General features: G+C 28.3%; 15 protein-coding genes. 3 read left to right on the plus strand and 12 right to left on the minus strand.

What is annotated here, in order from left to right; translation table 11 throughout:
* Positions 1-9: 9 nt before the first annotated feature.
* From GXK56_RS23860 to GXK56_RS23890, 7 genes are all read right to left on the minus strand, one after another.
* Positions 10-2,067, minus strand: coding sequence for a beta-galactosidase (locus tag GXK56_RS23860; RefSeq protein WP_160692176.1), 2,058 nt, complete (start codon positions 2,065-2,067; stop codon positions 10-12).
* Between the two features lie 214 nt (positions 2,068-2,281).
* Positions 2,282-3,106, minus strand: coding sequence for a phage replisome organizer N-terminal domain-containing protein (locus GXK56_RS23865; protein ID WP_160692178.1), 825 nt, complete (start codon positions 3,104-3,106; stop codon positions 2,282-2,284).
* A 525-nt stretch (positions 3,107-3,631) separates the two neighbouring features.
* Entirely contained in the window at positions 3,632-4,657 is a 1,026-nt protein-coding gene (locus GXK56_RS23870) for a glycosyl hydrolase 53 family protein (protein WP_160692180.1), read from the minus strand.
* A gap of 301 nt (positions 4,658-4,958) precedes the next feature.
* Positions 4,959-5,945 (minus strand): glycosyl hydrolase 53 family protein, encoded by a 987-nt coding sequence (locus GXK56_RS23875; protein WP_160692182.1) that lies wholly within the window; start codon positions 5,943-5,945, stop codon positions 4,959-4,961.
* Between the two features lie 119 nt (positions 5,946-6,064).
* Positions 6,065-7,606, minus strand: coding sequence for an ABC transporter substrate-binding protein (locus GXK56_RS23880; protein WP_160692184.1), 1,542 nt, complete (start codon positions 7,604-7,606; stop codon positions 6,065-6,067).
* Positions 7,607-7,698: 92 nt separating this feature from the next.
* A complete protein-coding gene (locus GXK56_RS23885; RefSeq protein WP_160692186.1) occupies positions 7,699-8,589 on the minus strand; it encodes a carbohydrate ABC transporter permease in 891 nt (296 codons plus the stop codon).
* 20 nt (positions 8,590-8,609) lie between these two features.
* On the minus strand, positions 8,610-9,593 hold the full coding sequence (locus GXK56_RS23890; protein ID WP_160692188.1) for an ABC transporter permease subunit: 984 nt from the start codon (positions 9,591-9,593) through the stop codon (positions 8,610-8,612).
* A gap of 275 nt (positions 9,594-9,868) precedes the next feature.
* Here GXK56_RS23890 and GXK56_RS23895 point away from each other — a divergent pair, with 275 nt between their 5' ends.
* From GXK56_RS23895 to GXK56_RS23905, 3 genes are read left to right on the plus strand one after another with little or no spacing between them, the layout of a single operon-like run.
* Positions 9,869-11,407, plus strand: coding sequence for a response regulator (locus tag GXK56_RS23895; RefSeq protein WP_160692190.1), 1,539 nt, complete (start codon positions 9,869-9,871; stop codon positions 11,405-11,407).
* Entirely contained in the window at positions 11,404-13,206 is a 1,803-nt protein-coding gene (locus GXK56_RS23900) for a sensor histidine kinase (protein WP_160692192.1), read from the plus strand. The genes GXK56_RS23895 and GXK56_RS23900 overlap by 4 nt, the downstream gene beginning before the upstream one ends.
* A 60-nt stretch (positions 13,207-13,266) precedes the next feature.
* The gene (locus GXK56_RS23905) at positions 13,267-13,971 is read left to right on the plus strand and encodes a DUF624 domain-containing protein (protein ID WP_160692194.1); all 705 of its coding nucleotides are present in this window, start codon (positions 13,267-13,269) and stop codon (positions 13,969-13,971) included.
* A 148-nt stretch (positions 13,972-14,119) separates the two neighbouring features.
* Here the strand turns inward: GXK56_RS23905 and GXK56_RS23910 are convergent, their stop codons facing one another.
* The 5 genes from GXK56_RS23910 to GXK56_RS23930 all read right to left on the minus strand — a co-directional run bounded on the left by GXK56_RS23910 (position 14,120) and on the right by GXK56_RS23930 (position 19,308).
* Entirely contained in the window at positions 14,120-14,590 is a 471-nt protein-coding gene (locus tag GXK56_RS23910; protein ID WP_160692196.1) for a methylated-DNA--[protein]-cysteine S-methyltransferase, read from the minus strand.
* 73 nt (positions 14,591-14,663) lie between these two features.
* The gene (locus GXK56_RS23915; RefSeq protein ID WP_160692198.1) at positions 14,664-15,425 is read right to left on the minus strand and encodes an EFR1 family ferrodoxin; all 762 of its coding nucleotides are present in this window, start codon (positions 15,423-15,425) and stop codon (positions 14,664-14,666) included.
* A gap of 94 nt (positions 15,426-15,519) precedes the next feature.
* Positions 15,520-17,295: a M3 family oligoendopeptidase gene (locus GXK56_RS23920; RefSeq protein WP_160692200.1), complete on the minus strand. Its 1,776-nt coding sequence runs from the start codon at positions 17,293-17,295 to the stop codon at positions 15,520-15,522.
* Between the two features lie 307 nt (positions 17,296-17,602).
* Positions 17,603-18,430 carry a carbohydrate ABC transporter permease gene (locus tag GXK56_RS23925; protein WP_160692202.1) on the minus strand — a complete coding sequence of 276 codons (828 nt, stop codon included), beginning with the start codon at positions 18,428-18,430 and terminating at the stop codon, positions 17,603-17,605.
* Positions 18,430-19,308, minus strand: a complete 879-nt coding sequence (locus GXK56_RS23930) for a sugar ABC transporter permease (protein ID WP_160692204.1) — start codon at positions 19,306-19,308, stop codon at positions 18,430-18,432. Before GXK56_RS23930 ends, GXK56_RS23925 begins: the two co-directional genes overlap by 1 nt.
* Between the last annotated feature and the right edge of the window lie 11 nt (positions 19,309-19,319).

Genomic DNA, 19,319 nt, shown 5'->3' on the forward strand with positions numbered 1-19,319 from the left:
ACATCAAATCTATTGCTTTAAAATTTTTATTCCATACTTTTCAAATATGATTTCTTTACTTACTTTTTCACCAGAAATCATATCCATATATTCCTCTTTTCCTAATGACACTTTCTTTTCTTCTTCAGTAAAATTCATAATAAAGATATATTTGTTTTCTTTATTGTAGCGCATTTGCGCTGTAACTCCATTAGGCAATACTTCATCAATAACACTTTTAATATTTAAGTCATTAATAATTTTTAAATAAAAATCAGTATTAAAATTATCTTCTGTTCTTCCTGCTATATAATATGCTTTTCCTTTTCCATATTTATTTACTGTTACTGCCGGCATACCTGCATAAAAATCATTTTTATAAACTGCAAGAACTTCTGCTGTTTCTGCATGAATCAAATCACAATAGTCTTTAACATCATAAATTCCTTTTAAATTTTCTTTATTATTAAATTCTAATTGATTTACTTCATTATCATATAGAGAGTCTATTTCTTCAGACCATATTCCTGTAACTTCTCTAAGTGGTCCTGGAAATCCACCTAAAAAGCAAAGATCATTTTCATCTACTATTCCACTCCAATAAGTAGTTACAAATGTCCCACCATTTTTTACAAATTCATTAATTCTCTCTGCTACATTTGAACGAACCATATAAAGCATTGGTGCTACAACGAGTTTATATTTTGAAATATCACAATCCATATCAATTATATCTACTGATATTCCATTTTCCCAAAACGTTTTATATGTCTTCTTACAAGTTTCTTCATAATCTTTTTTATATTTCTTTAAACCTTGAAGATCATCAATGGCCCATCTATTTTCGACATCATATATTATTGCTACCTCTGATTTTGCAATAGAACCTTGAATTTCTTTCAGTTTATTTAATACTTCCCCAACTTCCGATACATCTCTAAATACTCTCGTATTTTCATGTCCACAGTGATCTACCACAGCACCATGGAACTTTTCTGAAGCGCCTCTTCCCTTTCTCCATTGGAAATATAAAACTGCATCTGCTCCATGAGCTACTGCTTGAATTGCTGATAATAAATGCATTTGGGGACGTTTCAACTTATTTGTATCATGCCAGTTCACTAAACTTGGTGTATTTTCCATTACTAAGAATGGATTCCCATTCTTGAATGTTCTATACATATCATGTACAAAACCTATACTTGCTCCTAATTCTGAAGTGCTTTGAAAATTATCATGCCATGTTGGATAACAATCCCATGATGTAATATCTACTTCTTTTGAAAATTTAAAGTAATCAAGCCCTGCGTAAGTTCCCATAAAATTAGTTGTTACAGGAATATTAGACGTTATCTCTCTTATAGGTGCAATTTCATTTTTATAGAACTCTATTGTTTGATATGTAACAAACCTATTCCAGTCAAGGTTATGACCGTGAACAAAAATTTCACCTTTATCTGATGGACTTTCTATTTGTGACCAGCTATTAAATCTATGACTCCAGAAGCCTGTCCACCAAGCATCATTTAATTTTTCTAAATCATTGTCATACTTTTTCTTAAGCCAATTTCTAAAAGCTTCCTGACAAAGCTCACAGTGACAGTCACCACCATACTCATTTGAAATATGCCACATTATTAAAGCTGGATGGTCTTTATATCTTTCTGCTAATATCTTATTAATTTCATAAGTTTTTTGTCTATATACTGGTGAAGTAAAGCAATGATTATGTCTTTGTCCATGAAGATTTTTACTTCTATCCTTATTTACTCTTAAAACCTCTGGATATTTTTCTGACATCCAAGCTGGTCTTGCTCCACTTGGAGTAGCTAAAATTACATGAACACCATTTTCCGCCATATCGTCCATAATCTTATCTAACCATTCAAAAGTATATTTTCCCTCTTCTGGTTCTATTGCTGCCCATCCAAATATATTTATAGAAACACAATTGCAATTTGCGAGTTTTAAAAGACGAACATCTTCTTTTAAAACCTCTGGATACTTTAACCATTGATCAGGATTATAATCCCCTCCATGTAAAAGACCAGTCACTTTACTAATTAGTGCAGAATCTTCGTTGTTCATAAATAATTCCTCCCATCATCTTTCAACATATATATACTAATAAATACATTTTTTATCTATACGTTTTCATTAATAACATAATTTTATCATTATTATAAATATTTTATGAGGTAATTTTATTTACTTTTAGTAAAATCTTATTTTATATAACATTATTAGAATTACCAAATAATTAGCATTTTCTTATTCAATACTGTCTGCAAAGTAATTCCGTTTAACATAAATATTCCTCTGTAAAGTTATCTTCATTAAAAGTCATCTTGAGAATAACCCGCTCACCTTCACCTAAAGGTCTTTCCTCTTCAGTAAAAGAAATTATCTCATTATCCTCAATATCTTCTTCATCTTTCATAATAAATACCTCTTCCTTTTTCTTCTTTCCTTTTCCCTTTTTATTTTTCCTAGTTTCTAAGGAGATTAAAATATCATTCTTAAAGCTGTTATCAATAATTTCACTACTCATATTATTCATTTTATTAATTTCAGTATTAATAATTTCTTGATTTTCTTTATCATCATTTTTACTGATGGGGATTTCTTTTTCAGCTACATTAATTTCTGATTCTTTATCTTTATTGTCTGATTTTTTCACTTCATTACTAGGTATTTCAATTTGAGAATCTTCTTTAGTAACTGCTTTTGCATTTTTAAGTTCATTCTCGTTTGTATTCTTAATTTTATTTTCCTTATCTTCCAAATTTATTTTTTCCTTTACCTTAATATTTTGATGCTTTGAAAAATTTTTAACTCTATAAATCCTCCCATCAATTAGCTCAAGCATTTCTAATTCTATAAATATTTCTAATGCTAATTTAATTTGTTCCTCACTTCTATTAAACTCTATTGCTAATGTTTCTATTGTATATGGAAGATTTCTAGACATATATAGATTGCCCTCCATATTAACTTTTCCTGCTAAAAGCACAAGCGCCATCCAAATATAATGAATTAAATCTCTTTCGGGCTTCTTGTCTATTATTTTAGATTTAGTATCACTCAACATATCAACTCTAAATTTTACATACTTTCTTTCTCTCATAATTTCTCATTTCCCTTCATATTTATTATAGTAACAGGTTAATCCATCAAAAATATTCTTGGTTGCAGAAAAGTTCCGTATTGTAGCATAGCTACTCTTTTTATAAGTGCATATCTACTTTATATATATATATGCGCATCTTCTTTTTCTCATCTCAGTCATCCTTCTTTAAAATCATTTTGTTATCTATATGTTATATATACAGGATATACGTTTTTATAAACCACATTACATAAAAAATAATAATTTTTTTCTATTAAAATATTACAAATTTCTTATTATGACTACTTCTATTTCACCTGCTATACTTCTCATACTCTTTTTATATTATCACCATCATAAGTGGTAAATAATTTGTAACCACTTAACTTAAATAAAAACAAGTTAATACATGTTGTTTTGCATAATAAAATAAGGATAGTAGCTATATTTTATATATATGCTTCTACTATCCTTATAAATTAATATTTAATTTTGAATTTATCTACCTCTGCATGATCTCTATAAAATTCAACAAATTATTTTCTAGCGAAATGCATCTAATGCCACTGTTGGTTTTCCAGTACTGTCAAAAGCACCTTTATAATATTTATTCCAATCACCGTAACATTCAGGTTCCCAATAGAATACGCCTATACCTTTTCCACCAGAAACAGATTTTGTTTTATTTATTATATCTGTAAGAAAAGCCTTACAAATTACTGGTGAATTAACATCCATACCAACTTCACATAACATAACTTCTTTACCATATCTGTTTACCATGTCATTCATATTATCTAAACATAATTTATTTAGACTCGCCCAGTTAGTTGTATTAGGATATAATGACATACCTATAACATCATACTTTGCACCATTTGCTTTAAGTCCATCAAACAGCCACCTAAATACTTCATTATTATCTCCACCAGGAAGGTGTATTATAACCTTGGAGTTACTGTTTACTTTTTTCACAGCATCATAACCACTGTTAACAAGCCATGCAAAATTTTTCATATTTGTGGAAGCTCGTCCTTCCTCCCATAACATACCATTATTGGTTTCATTTCCAACTTGCACCCACTCTGGATTTACTCCATTTGATTTTAATGTACTCATTACGTCATATGTATAATTATAAACTGCATTCATTAAACCATTAAAATCGTAGTTTTTCCATGCTGCTGGTTTAGCCTGTTGTCCTGGATCACACCAAGTATCGCTATAATGAAAATCTATTAATATTCTGAATCCCATATTTTTTGCACGTACTGCTTGTTTTACAACATCATCCTTGTTGCAAAAACCACGTGAAGGGTTAACCCATACCCTAAATCTAATTGAATTTATACCATGATCTTTTAATATTTGTAAGCAATCCTGTTTAACACCGTTATCATTATAAAATGCCCATTTATAATATTCCATTTCTGATAACCAACCTACATCTGCACCTTTTGCAAAATTAGTAGCAGCTTGAACATTTTTAGCTGAAAAAGATGAGAGAGTTAAAATTATAATTACACATAATGCTAGAGAAAAAGTATTTCTAAGACTTTTGATTAACATAAAATCCCTCCTAAAAAAATTAGAATATCAATTTTTAATTGTAAGTTTACATTAAACTAATTTCTGTATTATCGTTTTATTTAAACACATATATTGGTTATCTATTTACATTAAGATAAAATATTAGAAAATTTATAGTAGTCCACTAATCTAAATTAATAAACGCACTTCCATTTATACGTTTTCATCAATAAAATAGATATTATCTCAAATATTTACTTTTAATTATTTTCAAAATATATCAAATGCAAAGTCTATTTGCATTATTTGTAAATACTTAATTTTTGTAACTGAATAAAACTTAAAGTAAAAATGCTTCAAGAGCTTTAGTAGGTCTCCCATCTTCACCCCAGGCGCTTAATTTATATTTACTCCAGCTATATGCTCCTTGCGGTTCCCAATAAAATACACCTAATCCTTTTCCTTCAGGAATAGCCTTTACTCTCATCATCACTTCTTTGAGCATATCATAATTATTACTTATCTTTGTATCTTCTCCACCAATTTCGCATACCATTACTTCTTTGTCATATCTTCTTACAAATTCAATTAAATTATTGGTCAAATTATCTATTGTTTCTGTGTAATCTTTTTTCACCCAATATGGATAATAAGATACACCAATCACATCATATTTCCCGCCATTAGCCTTATGCTTATCAAAAAAGCTTACAAATCTATTTCTATCATCACCTTGATCAAGATGAATTATAACCTTTGCTTCCCTAAATACTGCTTTTACAGCTTCATAAGCTCTATCTAACAACTTTGACAATTGTTGAAAATTTTCAGTGCTGCCTTCTGGCCATAACATTCCACTAGGAATTTCATTTCCTACTTGTACCCATTCTGGACTAATATCCTTATCCTTCAATGCATTCATAACTTCTAAAGTATAATCATAAACATCTGATACCAACTCATCAAAACTGTGGTTTTCCCATGCAGCAGGTTTCTTTTGCTTTTCTGGATCTGCCCAACTGTCGCTATAATGAAGATCTATCATAAGTCTAAAACCCATTTCTTTTGCACGAAATGCCATTTCAACCACTTCAGCAGTACTACAATGACCACTTGCCAGATCATCTGAAGGATTTACCCATGCTCTTAAACGTATTGAATTAATGCCATGATCCTTCAAAATCTTAAGGCAATCCTCTTCCTCTCCATTGACATTATAAAACTTATATCCTGTTGCTTCCATTTGATGCAACCAACCTACATCTGCACCTTTTGCAAAATTTATTTCTTTATCATATTTTTGTTTGCTCATTTTTTCTCCTATCATATACTAATAGCCACCTCTATTGCTTCAAGCTATCCTTTTTCTTTTATTAAATAACGGCAGATGATTTTTATTAATTAATCATCTGCCATTATATTTTTAAACTTAAGTTCTAAACATTACTATTTATTATATTCTTCCATATAAACTTTTACTTGTTCTTTGCATTCTGCTAATATTTTATCAAATCCAGCTTCTGTTAACTTTTCTCTGTATTGCTTTATACCAGCATCAACATCTTGAACCATTCCTAAATCAAGAGGTACACCATATTGAGTAATAACATTACCGACTGCTGCCATTTCATTTTTCAATTTGCTATCGTCAAATGCAAATGCTGCTAATGGATTAGTTACAGTATAATCTGATTTCCATTTGCTTATTGTTTCTTGAACTATAGCTGGTTGATCTGCTGGAGCACGATGTATCTTTTGACTATACCATCCCCAAGGGCATACATTAGCTGCTGGGAAGTTTTCACCTGCAGCTAAAGTTTTATATTTTTTATCTCCATCTGCTTGCCAGTGAGTTCCTTCAACACCATACCAAGTTAAATCGTAAATGTCTTTATCATATCTTAATAAATCTAATGCCATTAATGCTCTTTCAGGATTTTTAGATATTGCATTAATTGCCATACCGTTATTAGTATAAGTGTTTATTAATCTATTAGTTCCTTTTGTTTGGTCTATAACTTGAGCATTCCAATCTGGATTGCTTTTATTCATTCTTTGTACTCTATCTGCTACAGATCCGATATTCCAAACCATTAATCCTGTTTTTCCACCTACGAAATCATCATCTCTTGTTGCTTTACTTGAAATTGAATCACTTGACCAGTATCCTTTATCTGCAAATTCTTTCATTTTATGTGCATATTCTTTATATTCTGGAGTATCTACATATGCAAATATATTTCCTGATTTATCATTAACGTTAAATCCTATTGATGGTAATGGAGCTCCGCTAATTCCACCAAATCCATATCTCTCCATCATGTATGGGTATTGAAGATTTTGGCCGCCTCCATTTGCAATTACTTTAATACCACTTCCTGTATCTTTAGAAACAGCATCCATGTATTTTTCTAATTGCTCATAGTTCTCAATCTTTTCAATTCCATATTTCTTCATTAAATCGCCTCTAGCGCCAAATACTCTTGTTCCATATTCTTCTTGGTCACTAGGAATCATATAATTTTTTCCTTTTATCTTAGCTTGTTTCCATGCTTCTTTTGGCTCATTTTCATATATATTAGGTGCATATTTTTTTAACATATCATCTGATAATTCATAGAAACCATTCTTTGTTGCCACTTGGCTGTAATATCCCCATCCGGCTGCTGTAAAAATCAAATCAAAATCTTCCCCAGATTGAAATAGTAATTGATATTTTGTAGCCATGTCAGACCATGGTAGAAAACTAACATCTAATGTAGCATTAATTTTTTTCTTCATTATTTCATTTACTTTTCCATAGACAGTATCAAAATCCTTTGGTTTATCACCTATTAGGTACATTTTTAATTTTACTTCTTTTAGCTTAGACGGATCTGACGCATCTGGACTTTTGCTACTAGAACTTCCACATCCGATCATAAGTGAACCTGCAATTACTGCAGCAAGTCCAACTGAAATCATTTTTTTAACAGTCTTTTTTATCATTCTTTCTTCCCCCTATACGTTTTGTTTTTAATATTATTTATCATAAATTTTTAATTATGAGCATTATAATTCTAAACTATTAACTGATCTAATTATTCTTTTACAGCACCAATAGTTATTCCTGATACAAAGTATTTTTGTACGAAAGGATATAATAATAATATTGGTCCTGTTACTATAACTGTTAGCGCCATTTTTAAAGATTCACTTGGCATATTTATAGCTGAACCTACACTTCCTCCTGTTTGAGATAAAACAGTCTTATAAGCTTCAACATTGTTCACTATTTTATATAAATAATATTGAAGAGAATATAAATTTTCACTATTAACGAATAGCATACAGTTATACCAATCATTCCAATATCCTATCGCTATAAACAATCCTACAGTTGCAAGTGCTGGTTTTGATAAAGGTAATATTATCTTCCAGAAGATTTCAAAGTCTCCTGCTCCATCAATTTTTGCAGCTTCTGTAAGTGCTTTTGGAATTCCACCTAAATAACTTTTCATTAAGATGATATTAAATGCACTTAGCATTGGCGGCAACAATAATGCTAAATAACTATCTTTTAAATCAAGATATCTTACCATTAATATATACCAAGGTACAAGTCCACCACTAAATAATGTAGTAAAGTAAATGAAGAAAGAAAATTTATTTCTCCACCTAAAATCTTTTCTCTGAAGTACATATGCTGTCATTGCTACAATAAATAAGCCTAATACTGTACCTATAACCGTTAAACTAATAGTCACCCCATAAGCTTTTACTATTGACATAGGTTCCTTTAATGCAGTTTTATATGCCTCTATTGAAAAGCTTTTTGGGAAAAGTGAAAATCCATTAGCAATAATTTCTTTTTCATCTGTAAATGATCCCATTACTACAAGTAAAAAAGGTATTAAACATAAGAGTGCTATTATTGTGATCAAAGTATAACTTATTCCATTAAATATTTTTACGTCTGAAGATTTTTTCATTTAAAATTCCACCTCCTATACTAGAATAATGAATTATCACTATCGTAGCGTTTTACTAAATAGTTCGTTATCAATATTGTTATAAAGCAAAATACTGATTGATATAAACCTGTAGCTGCTGACATTCCAACTTCACCTGATTGAATTAATGATCTAAAGGTAAATGTGTCAATAACATCTGTAATTTTAAATAACGGTCCATTATTTCCTACAAGCTGATAGAACATTTGGAAATCTCCTCTGAAGATATTTCCTATTGCAAGTAAAGTAAGTATTATCATTGTTGGTACTAAACATGGTATTGTTACTTTGAAAATTCTTTGGAAGATGTTTGCACCATCAATTTTAGCTGCTTCATAAATTTCTGAATCTATTCCCATAATTGCTGCTAAGTATAATACTGTTCCATATCCAACATTCTTCCATGCAGAAGCAAATATTAAAATAATTGGCCATACATAAGTACTAGTATAGAAATTAATTTTTTCAAAACCTAATTTAACTAACAAACTGTTTATTGTTCCATTTTCAACATTTAAAAGGTTATATGCAATAACACCAACTACAACCCAAGAAATAAAGTATGGTAGGAACATTGCAGTTTGAGTAAATTTCTTAAAGTATTTTCTAGAAACTTCTGAAATTAAAATTGCCATTCCCATTTGTAATATTGTATTAACTGTTATAAATGCCGCATTATAAAGAATTGTATTTCTTGTTACTTCAAAAGCTTGTCCTGATATAAAGAAATAATTAAAATTATCAAAGCCTACAAAAGGACTTCCAAAAATACCATCCCTAAAATTATAATTTTTAAAAGCTAGTACTGTTCCAGCCATAGGGATATAGCTAAATATGAAAAAGTAAAGAAAAGCTGGTAATAGCATTAATAGTAAAATTTTATTTTTCTTGATTTCACTAATAAATTTAGTACTTTTACTTTTTTTCATATCGTTTACTTCATATACATCATTAACTAAATTCTGATTGATTCCATTTTCCATTAAATATATCCTCCTTTTGTTATACGTTTTCACTTACAAGCTAATAATAGCATCTAAGAAAATCATTTTTGTAGTAATTTTATTTACTTTTAGTAAAATATTATTTTTTATTTAAGATTTTTTAGTGTATACTATCTAATGTAATTATTACTGGTATAAATTTTTATAAAAACATATAGCTGTCATTAAGTAAAATGTATTTTCACTTTGTAAATTCTTCTTAAATATTGCATTTTATATTGACATGATTTATTTTAGTAACAGGGGGGAATCTTATGATAAATTTATTAATTGTAGATGATGAAATTTTTACTCGCGAAGGCCTTCTTGAAATGCTGCCTTTAGATAACCTTGGTATAACTGAAACTAGACAAGCCTTTGATGGACTCGATGCATTAAATATAGTCAAAGACTTTGAACCTAATATATTATTAACAGATGTGAGAATGCCTAGAATGAATGGTATCGAATTAGCATTTGAAATAAGAAAACTTTATCCAGAATGTTCTATAATTTTTATGAGTGGATATTCCGATAAGGAATATTTAAAATCGGCTATTTCTCTTAAGGCTATCACTTATGTTGAAAAGCCAATTGAATTAGAAGAACTTGAAGAAGCAATCAAAACCGCTGTTTTAGAAAATTCAAAATCCTTAACAATAAAAGACAGTATAGAAAATAAAATTGCTTTGGAAATGATTCATGAAAATAATAAAGCTCAGCTTGAAATATCTTTAAATTCATTAATTTCTAAAGAACTTATTGAGGAACTAAAATCCTCAAATTTTGTAACCGTTTTATTAAAAACAGAAAATATAATTAAAAATAATACAGTTATTGAAGACCTAAAGAATATTTGTTCTTTGTATTCTTTCAATAGCTTTGCTTCAATAAAAGATGATAGAGAAATAATTATTCAGCTATTTTTCCCTAAGGATAATGCATATAAAGATATTGCTTCTGATATATTTAATTCTTTATTTATATCAATTGGCGAATATTTATCAAAACAAACCAATTATTATTTATGTGTTGGAAAAATTGTTTCTACACTAGGTAATATTCCAACCTCCTATCAAATAGCTAAAAGTTCATTAAATAATTCCTTTTTTTATGACTATAATTCTATAATGCTGCCTACAGTTAATTCTTGTGATAGCTATGTTTTAACTGATGGGATTTATTCTGAATTTGATATATATCTTACAGCCGAAGAAAATCAAAAAATTATATTATATATAAAACAGTTAACTTCCGAAATACGAAAATATACAGCAACGCCCGTTTCGTATATCAAAGATATATATTATAGGTTGTTTTTGAAAGTGCTTGATTTTGCTTCTAAAAGAAATTTAGAGCTTGATGAATCAATGAATTCTAACTATGTATTTGAAAAAATATTACAGTGTCCTAATATTTTTGTTTTAGAAAATTTTTTAATGGATAAAGTAAATGAATTTTTCATCATATTAAAAGATAAAACTTCAAAAAGTGATCCTGTTTTATCGGTTATAGATTACATTCATAATCATTACTCAGATTCGAATCTTTCTTTGGAGCAGATAAGTAAAAACACTTTTCTTACACCAGCTTATATTTGTGTTATTTTTAAAGATTTTACTTCAACAACTGTAAACAAATATATTAATGAATATAGAATTGAAAAGGCTAAGCTATTTTTAATGGACTCTGACATAAGCATGGGTGATATTGCTACAAAGGTTGGTTATAGTGATGGAAATTACTTCTCTAAAAGCTTTAGGAAGGCAACTTCATATACTCCATCTGAGTACAGGAGGAAATTTTCAAAATGAGGTTAAATATAATTAGACAGCTTATTAATACCTTTAAGTCAAAGCTAATTAACCAATTTATATTTATGTATTCTATACTAATAATAATTCCATTGACAATATTATTTACTTATACTTATACTAAGATGTCTACAATGATTGAGGAAAATATTACTGCCTCTACTGAACAGGCTTTTGATCAATCCTATTCGTTTATCACTTACAAATTAGATAGAATATTTAATTCTTCAAATGCATTGGTCATAGATAATAATTTAACATCTATCTTAAGAAAAGATCCTAATAATTATCCTATAAGTGAACAGGTTGGAGATTTATTTAATTTACGAGACATATTATCTTCATATCAAAATAATATTGATATTAATAATATAAATGTTTATGTAAATGATAAATTTATTTATTCAAATGAAAGCCGAAATATATTTTCAATGAAAAAACTAGATGGTTCTAAATGGTTAGATAAAATAAAGAAGGAACGTAATAGATTTTTCTGGTGTCCACCTTCTTATTTAAACTCCAACCAAACTGAGTTTTTGTCTTTAGGGAAAACAGTTATAAGTCCAGATGATTTTTCTGATAGCATTGGTTACATTGTAATTAACTTCAAGAAAAGTGACCTTGAAGATATATTAAAAAAGATAAATTCCATTGATGGTAGTATAAGCTGTATAGTTAATTCTAATGGAGACTTAATTGCCGCCTCAAACTATAATAATTATGATGTCTATAAGAGCCTTGTAAGTCAAATTAAACCATCAAATAATACGAGATTAACTGAGTTTGATTATAATAATAACACCTTTTTTATCCAGAGCTCGTACATAGATAAAACTGATTGGCAGATTGTTAATATTGTTCCATATAGCACAGTAAGTTCTCAAATAAATACCCAAAGAATAATTCTAATCATTATAGTGTTAATATTTGGAGGAGCATCGTTATGGGCTGGTTTTTATTTTTTTAACGCAATAAATAAACGCCTTTCTAAAGTTATTAAAGGTATGCGCGAAGTTCATACAGATACCCTTGATAATTTTATTGAAAATGACAGCGATGATGAGCTTGGAGAACTTATTAACAATTATAATTACATGATAGCAAAGATGTCAGTATTGGTAGATGACCAATATAAATTGGGTAAAGCAGTTAAGAATGCAGAATTAAAAGCCCTTCAATCTCAAATCAATCCACATTTTCTATATAATACTCTTGATATGATAAATTGGATGGCTTATAAAAATATGAACTCTGAAATAAGTTCAGCTGTAAAAAAATTAGCTAAATTTTACAAATTATCGTTAAATAAAGGTAAGGATATAATCTCAATAAATGATGAAATAAATCATGTTTCTTTATATACTGAAATTCAAAATATGAGGTATAGTAATAGAATTACATTAGAATTGGATGTAGATGATTTTATTAAAAACTGCAAAATTCCTAAAATTACATTGCAGCCAATAGTTGAAAATGCAATACTTCATGGAATATTGGCAAAAGGTGATGTTGAAGGTAAAATAATTATTACAGGTACTATAGATGAAAATGCAATTTATTTAAGAGTTTCTGATGATGGTATTGGAATTAAAGAAAGTGAATTACCTTTTATTTTATCAGCAAAAAAGGTAAAATCTAATAGTACAAGTTCTAAGGGAAGTGGTTATGGAATCAGAAATATTAATGAGCGTATAAAGCTTTATTATGGAGATGATTTTGGTCTTTCCTTTGCCAGTACTTATGAAAAAGGTACTACTGTTACCATAAAAATACCTATAATCGAAGATGAACTTTTATAACTTATATTCTTAAAAATTAAACTAATTATTTATAAATCAAGAAAGGACTCGATTCAGCTTATGAAAAAAGAATTTTATGATAAACCACTTTACTCAATATCAAATTATGTTATTGCCTTTGTATTGAGTAGCGCATACACAACCATTTGTAATACATTGCTTATATTATTTGCTATATTTACTGCAATATCTCCAGATATTTTTAGTGTATTTTTATGCTTTATAGCTTTAATACCTTTAGGGCCTTCCTTAGGCGCACTATATTCCACCACTGGAAAAATAATTCGTGAAAAAGATATTTATTTTTCTTCATATTTTTGGAATACATATAAAACTAATTTTTTGTCAAATATAAAGTTATGGATGACTGAACTTATTCTTATTACAATATTATTTATTGATTTTCAATATTTTTATTTAAATTCACCTGGAAATGGAATATATATGATTTTTATTGCTCTAATTGTAATTTCAATAATTGTTGGATTTTATGCTTTTGCCATAAACTCTAGATTTGAATTAAAGTTAAAAGATTTAATAGTATTATCACTTTATTATACTATCAAAAAATTCCCAGTAACCATATTAAAGGTCGCTGTTATTATTCTAAGTTACTATGTATTAAGATATGTATCAATTGTATTATTAAGTTTTATTCCTACAGTGATATGCATTATTTTCTATTTTTATGATAAAGCTATCTTTGCAGAATTGGAAAATAAATTTTTATCAAATACTGATGACCAAGAAAATATCAACATGTAGAAGAAATATAAAAAATTAACTTACATAAAACTATAAAAAGGTTATATCTCAAAATTCTTATTGAAATTGAGATATAACCTTTTATTTATAATACTTGGCCTCATTTTTTAATCACATTATAAAAAAATCAATAATAAAAATTTCTTAGCTATTTATTGTAATTTTTCTCTAAATTAAGTAAACTTTCTTTTACCTCTAATCCAGCTGCATACCCAACCAACTTTCCATTTGCACCAATTACTCTATGGCATGGTATTACAATCATGATTGGATTCTTATTATTAGCCATTCCAACTGCTCTTGAGGCCTTTTCATTTCCAATAATCTTTGCAATTTCTCCATAACTTTTAGTTTCTCCAAATGGAATTTCTCTTAAAGCATTCCATACCTTCTTTTGAAATTCTGTTCCTTCTGGTGCTAATGGCAAATCAAATCCACTGCGTTTCCCTTCAAAATATTCGTTAAGCTGCTTAATTGCTTCTTTCAACAAAGCTGTTTCTTCTCCATTAGTCACTTTTTCAATATCTTTTGGGACATAATGAATTCTAGTAATTGCCTCTCCATTTTCCTCTATTTCCATTCTTCCAATCTTAGTATCATAATAAAATGAATTTTTCATAGTTTCCTCCTAAGATTAATCTTTGAGAAAAATTATATTTATTTCTCTCAATTAGTTAATAACTTTTATCATTTTAGTTACTTTCCAATAATTCTTCCTTCTTAATATATGGGTTAAAATATCTACTCTTTTTAATAGTAGCTTTTCCAATATTTATTGCCTCTTTTGGACAGATATTTATACATGCCATGCAATCTGTACATTTACCATTCCATTTAGGTCTTTTATTTTCCATAGTTATGTTACTAACTGGACAAACTTTTTCACACATTTTACATCCAATACATTTATCATTTACATTAAAATTTTTATCTTTTTTCTTATAAAAATCCTTCCAAAGCTTATATCCTAAATTCATTATTCCTGTTTTAAATTCTTTTGATTTAACTTCTCTCTTCTCAATAGATTCTATGAATTCTGATAATATACCTTCATTTGCTTTTATTGCTTCTTTTGCTCTTTCTTCTCCTGGATTTCTTCCCATTTTTATATAGTTTGAAATATATTTAATGGTACAATAATTACTTATTTTATTAGATAATATTTTATTTATTTGAGCAAAACTATCGTCTGCTCCTCCGCCACCAGTAACTCCAACTGCAAAAATATATGCATTGCTATTTACTTTTACCTTTGAAATAAATTCATAGACTACAATAGGTAATCCTCCGCAGTGAATAGGATATACAAAACCAATTTCTTCATCAGTATATGTAAGCTTATTTTCTTTTAATGCTTTACTCATAGAAATTAATTCGCATTCTTCAAACTGCTCTTTTATTATTTTAGAAACATATAAAGAATTACCTGTTGCTGAATTATAAAATATCTTCATTTTCATCTCCTCCTGCTTAGCTTTTAACTTTGAGAAGAATTAAAATTTAATGTTACAGCTTCAAATTTTACTCTTCTCAAAGTATTTCTACATTCTATTTATTACTAAGTTCAATAAATTTATTTATATCTTCTTCTACAGTTTTCAAAGAATTTTTCCAGAATTCTTTACTATTAATATCTATGCCCATAACCTTTGCCACATCTGCTAACTTATTTTTTCCTGTAATAGACAGAAGTTTTTCATAATCCCTGGCAAAAGACTGACCTTTTTTTAGATATTCAGCATATAAACCTTTAGCAAATAATAATCCAAAAGCATATGGAAAATTATAATAATTATAATCAGCATCATAATAATGTGGCTTCCAAGTCCACATATAAGGATGTAAGAATTCTGAGTCTAATCCATCTCCATAGGCTTCTTTTTGAGCATTTATCATAAGTTCTTTTATTTCTTCAACACTTAAAGCACTTTCTTTTCTAGCATCAAAGAAAGACTTTTCAAATAAAAATCTAGAATATATATCAACTATTACCTGAGTACAATCACTTATTTCAGTTTCAAGAATTGCTAATGCTTCATCTTTATTAGCTTCTTTTACTGCTGCTTTCTTAATTATTGTTTCACAGAATGTAGATGCAGTTTCAGCTATAGGCATAGGATAATCTGAATTTAGAATAGTTTCATCATTTAAACATTCTCCATGGAAACCATGGCCTAATTCATGAGCAAGTGTTACAACATCTCCAAAATTTTCTCCATAGTTTAATAGTATTCTGCTTTCACCAATGAAATGTAAGTTTTCACAAAATGCTCCACCAACTTTTCCTTCTTTAGGTTTAACATCTATCCATTTATTATCTATAGCTTTTCTTGCAAAATCCCCCAAATGGTCACTAAAAGTTCTAAAGTTCTTTTCTACAAATTTAGTTCCTTCCTCATAAGTGAATTTCATATCTGCTTCACATACAGGAGCATATAATTCATAAAATGGAAGACCATTTTTGTAGCCTAACATTTCTGCTTTTCTTCTCAAATATTTTCTAAATGAAGGAAGACTTTCTTTCATAGCTGAAAACATTGCTTCTAATGCTTCTTCGTTCATTCTTGAATCTATAAGTGTTTTTTCCAAAACTGATTTATATCCTCTAAAATCACAAATAGTTAGAACTTCACCTTTTATAGCATTTAAAGCTGCTGCCACACCTTCTTCTACTTTTTTATAAGCTTTTATTTCTGCCTCATAAGCTTTCTTTCTTGCACTACCTTCCTTGTCATAGGCCATATTTAAAACAACTGTTAATGGTAATTCTTTAATTTCATTATCTTGTTCAATTTCCACTTTTAATGTAGATATTAAATTATCCTTAAGCTTAACCCACGCATTTGAACCTGTATTTTTCATATTTGCTATTATATTTTCTTCTCTATCGCTAAGAAGATATTTACTTTGCTCAATAACAGTTTTTAAAATAAACTCATGCTCTTTAAGTAATTCTGATTCATTTATTACACTGTCTATATTTTCAATGCTGCTTATATATCTTTCTAGCTTAGCTGAACTTTCAACTAAATTTGTAAGCTTCTTTTCTAATATATCTGAATACTTTAATGCATCATTATCTTTTGTATTAACACTTAAACTAAGATTTATAAAAATATCTAATTTATTTGATAGTTCTGTTATTACTGTAAATTTATTAATATATTCTTCTAACTTCTTAACTAAATCTTCTTTGTCTTTAATAACTTCTACCGCCCATATGTTAATATCTTCTATAACTTCAGTAAGCTTTTGTAAATCACTAATAAACTCTTCGCTATTAAATCCTTTATATATTTCTTTTAAACTCCAATTTAATTCCATGTTAATCCTCCTTAACCTTTGCAGTCTTTTATTAATAATTTCATTAATTTTGAAATTACATCTTATTTTTAATTATAGTTCATCATAACTTTTTTTCATATATATTATTTTAATTATAGTTTCCACTAAATGCAAAACCTGTATTCACTAAAATAATATAGATATAATACAATAACATAATTCAAAACTAAATAATAAAAAAATAATTTTAGCAAATTAAATTCTCTAATTCACTAAAATTATTTCTATAATACTGTGCTATACAATATTCTATTTTCAGAAAAAATTATTAAAACTTTTAATACTCTTAACCTTTCACAGATCCTGCTGCAACTCCTCCAACAATATATTTTTGACCTAATATAAATACCACCAATACAGGAAGTAATGTTAATATAATATCTGCACTAACTAAATTCCATGAATTTTCAAAAGCTCCAAAGAAATTATAAACTGCCAAAGTCATTGGCCATTTTGTTGAATTATTTAAATAGTAAAGAGGCATTGTAAAGTCATTCCATACAGCCATAAAGTTTAAAACAAATAAAGTTGAAACAATTGGCTTTAATAATGGAAGAATTATTTTAACAAATAATTTAATTGGTCCACATCCATCAATTACTGCTGCTTCATCAATTTCTCTAGGAATTGTTGAAATAAAGCCATAAGACAAAAATAAGCTAAGAGGAATATTTATCGCAGCATATACAAGAATTATTCCTACTCTTGTATTTACAAGTTCTAAAGCTTGTAAAACTTTCATTAATGCAACATTATTAATTGGTATAGCTATGCCAGATAGAATAAAATAATAAATAATATTATTAATTCCCTTACGATTTCTAGCTATTACAAAAGCTGCTGCGGCTACTACTATTACAATAATCAAAACGCTGGCAGTAGCATACAGAAGACTATTAAAGAATGAAGATATTAATTTTCCTTGTTCAATTACAGTTTTATAATTTGAGAAAATCCATTCCTTAGGCAGAGAAAGAGACATTTTATTTGACTCCCCTTGAGTCTTAAAAGAATTAAGGAATAAAACTACTATGGGTATTAGCACCATCAAACTTATAATTACTGCAATAACATTACTTATTATATTACCAGCTGATTTCTTTAAATTGACCATTATGCCTCTACCTCCTTATTTTCCATAGATTTGATAATGAAATATAACAAGAACAATAAAGCAAAGAATAATATACTAGATAAGGTTGTACCCATTGCATAATTACCTTTTGAGAATTCTTTATAAACAGCTGTGTTTATAACGCCTGTTGCATTACCCGGTCCACCATTTGTTAAGGAATAAATCATGTCAAATACTCTAAATCCATAAGTTACATTTAAAATAGTTACATTTATAATAATAGGTTTTAATAGTGGCAAAGTTATCAAACGAAATTTTTGCCAGAAATTAGCTCCATCAATATTTGCCGCTTCATAATAATCAGGGGAAATAGACATTAATCCTGCTATAATAACAACCATTATGTATCCCATTCCCTTCCAAGTATCTACCGACATAACAGTTGCAAAAACAATTTTTAGATCAGTTAACCAATTCATTGCTAAAAAATTTAATCCAACAGATTTTAAAAAATTATTTATAAAACCTGTATCGGGATGAAGCATACTCTTAAAAACAAGTCCCACTACCAAATAAGACATTACTTGTGGTGAAAAAATAACCATTCTATGAAAATTTTTAAATTTTATAACCTTTTGAGTTAATAATAACGCTAAAGCCAATCCTACTACAGTCTTCATTATTGTTGTTACTGCTGTGAAGGTAACTGTGTTCCATAAATATAATCTATATTCTGGTTTCCCTTTTAATACTTCTGTATAATTCTTTAAACCTACAAAATCAATTTTATCTGTAAAGTTATTCCAATCAGTAAAAGAGTACATTATTCCTATAATTCCTGGTAAAAAGCAAAGTAAAAAAAATATTACGAGTGCGCCACTTGTAAAATACCACGGATATAACTTTTTTCTGTCCATCTTAACTCCTC

The organism is Clostridium sp. C2-6-12 (assembly GCF_009928485.1).
Taxonomy (GTDB): domain Bacteria; phylum Bacillota; class Clostridia; order Clostridiales; family Clostridiaceae; genus Clostridium.

Coding starts and splice junctions, on each gene's coding strand:
- GXK56_RS23860 (WP_160692176.1), bottom strand. CDS start 2,067: ATGAACAACGAAGATTCTGCACTAATTAGTAAAGTGACTGGTCTTTTA.
- GXK56_RS23865 (WP_160692178.1), bottom strand. CDS start 3,106: ATGAGAGAAAGAAAGTATGTAAAATTTAGAGTTGATATGTTGAGTGAT.
- GXK56_RS23870 (WP_160692180.1), bottom strand. CDS start 4,657: ATGTTAATCAAAAGTCTTAGAAATACTTTTTCTCTAGCATTATGTGTA.
- GXK56_RS23875 (WP_160692182.1), bottom strand. CDS start 5,945: ATGATAGGAGAAAAAATGAGCAAACAAAAATATGATAAAGAAATAAAT.
- GXK56_RS23880 (WP_160692184.1), bottom strand. CDS start 7,606: ATGATAAAAAAGACTGTTAAAAAAATGATTTCAGTTGGACTTGCTGCA.
- GXK56_RS23885 (WP_160692186.1), bottom strand. CDS start 8,589: ATGAAAAAATCTTCAGACGTAAAAATATTTAATGGAATAAGTTATACT.
- GXK56_RS23890 (WP_160692188.1), bottom strand. CDS start 9,593: ATGGAAAATGGAATCAATCAGAATTTAGTTAATGATGTATATGAAGTA.
- GXK56_RS23895 (WP_160692190.1), top strand. CDS start 9,869: ATGATAAATTTATTAATTGTAGATGATGAAATTTTTACTCGCGAAGGC.
- GXK56_RS23900 (WP_160692192.1), top strand. CDS start 11,404: ATGAGGTTAAATATAATTAGACAGCTTATTAATACCTTTAAGTCAAAG.
- GXK56_RS23905 (WP_160692194.1), top strand. CDS start 13,267: ATGAAAAAAGAATTTTATGATAAACCACTTTACTCAATATCAAATTAT.
- GXK56_RS23910 (WP_160692196.1), bottom strand. CDS start 14,590: ATGAAAAATTCATTTTATTATGATACTAAGATTGGAAGAATGGAAATA.
- GXK56_RS23915 (WP_160692198.1), bottom strand. CDS start 15,425: ATGAAGATATTTTATAATTCAGCAACAGGTAATTCTTTATATGTTTCT.
- GXK56_RS23920 (WP_160692200.1), bottom strand. CDS start 17,295: ATGGAATTAAATTGGAGTTTAAAAGAAATATATAAAGGATTTAATAGC.
- GXK56_RS23925 (WP_160692202.1), bottom strand. CDS start 18,430: ATGGTCAATTTAAAGAAATCAGCTGGTAATATAATAAGTAATGTTATT.
- GXK56_RS23930 (WP_160692204.1), bottom strand. CDS start 19,308: ATGGACAGAAAAAAGTTATATCCGTGGTATTTTACAAGTGGCGCACTC.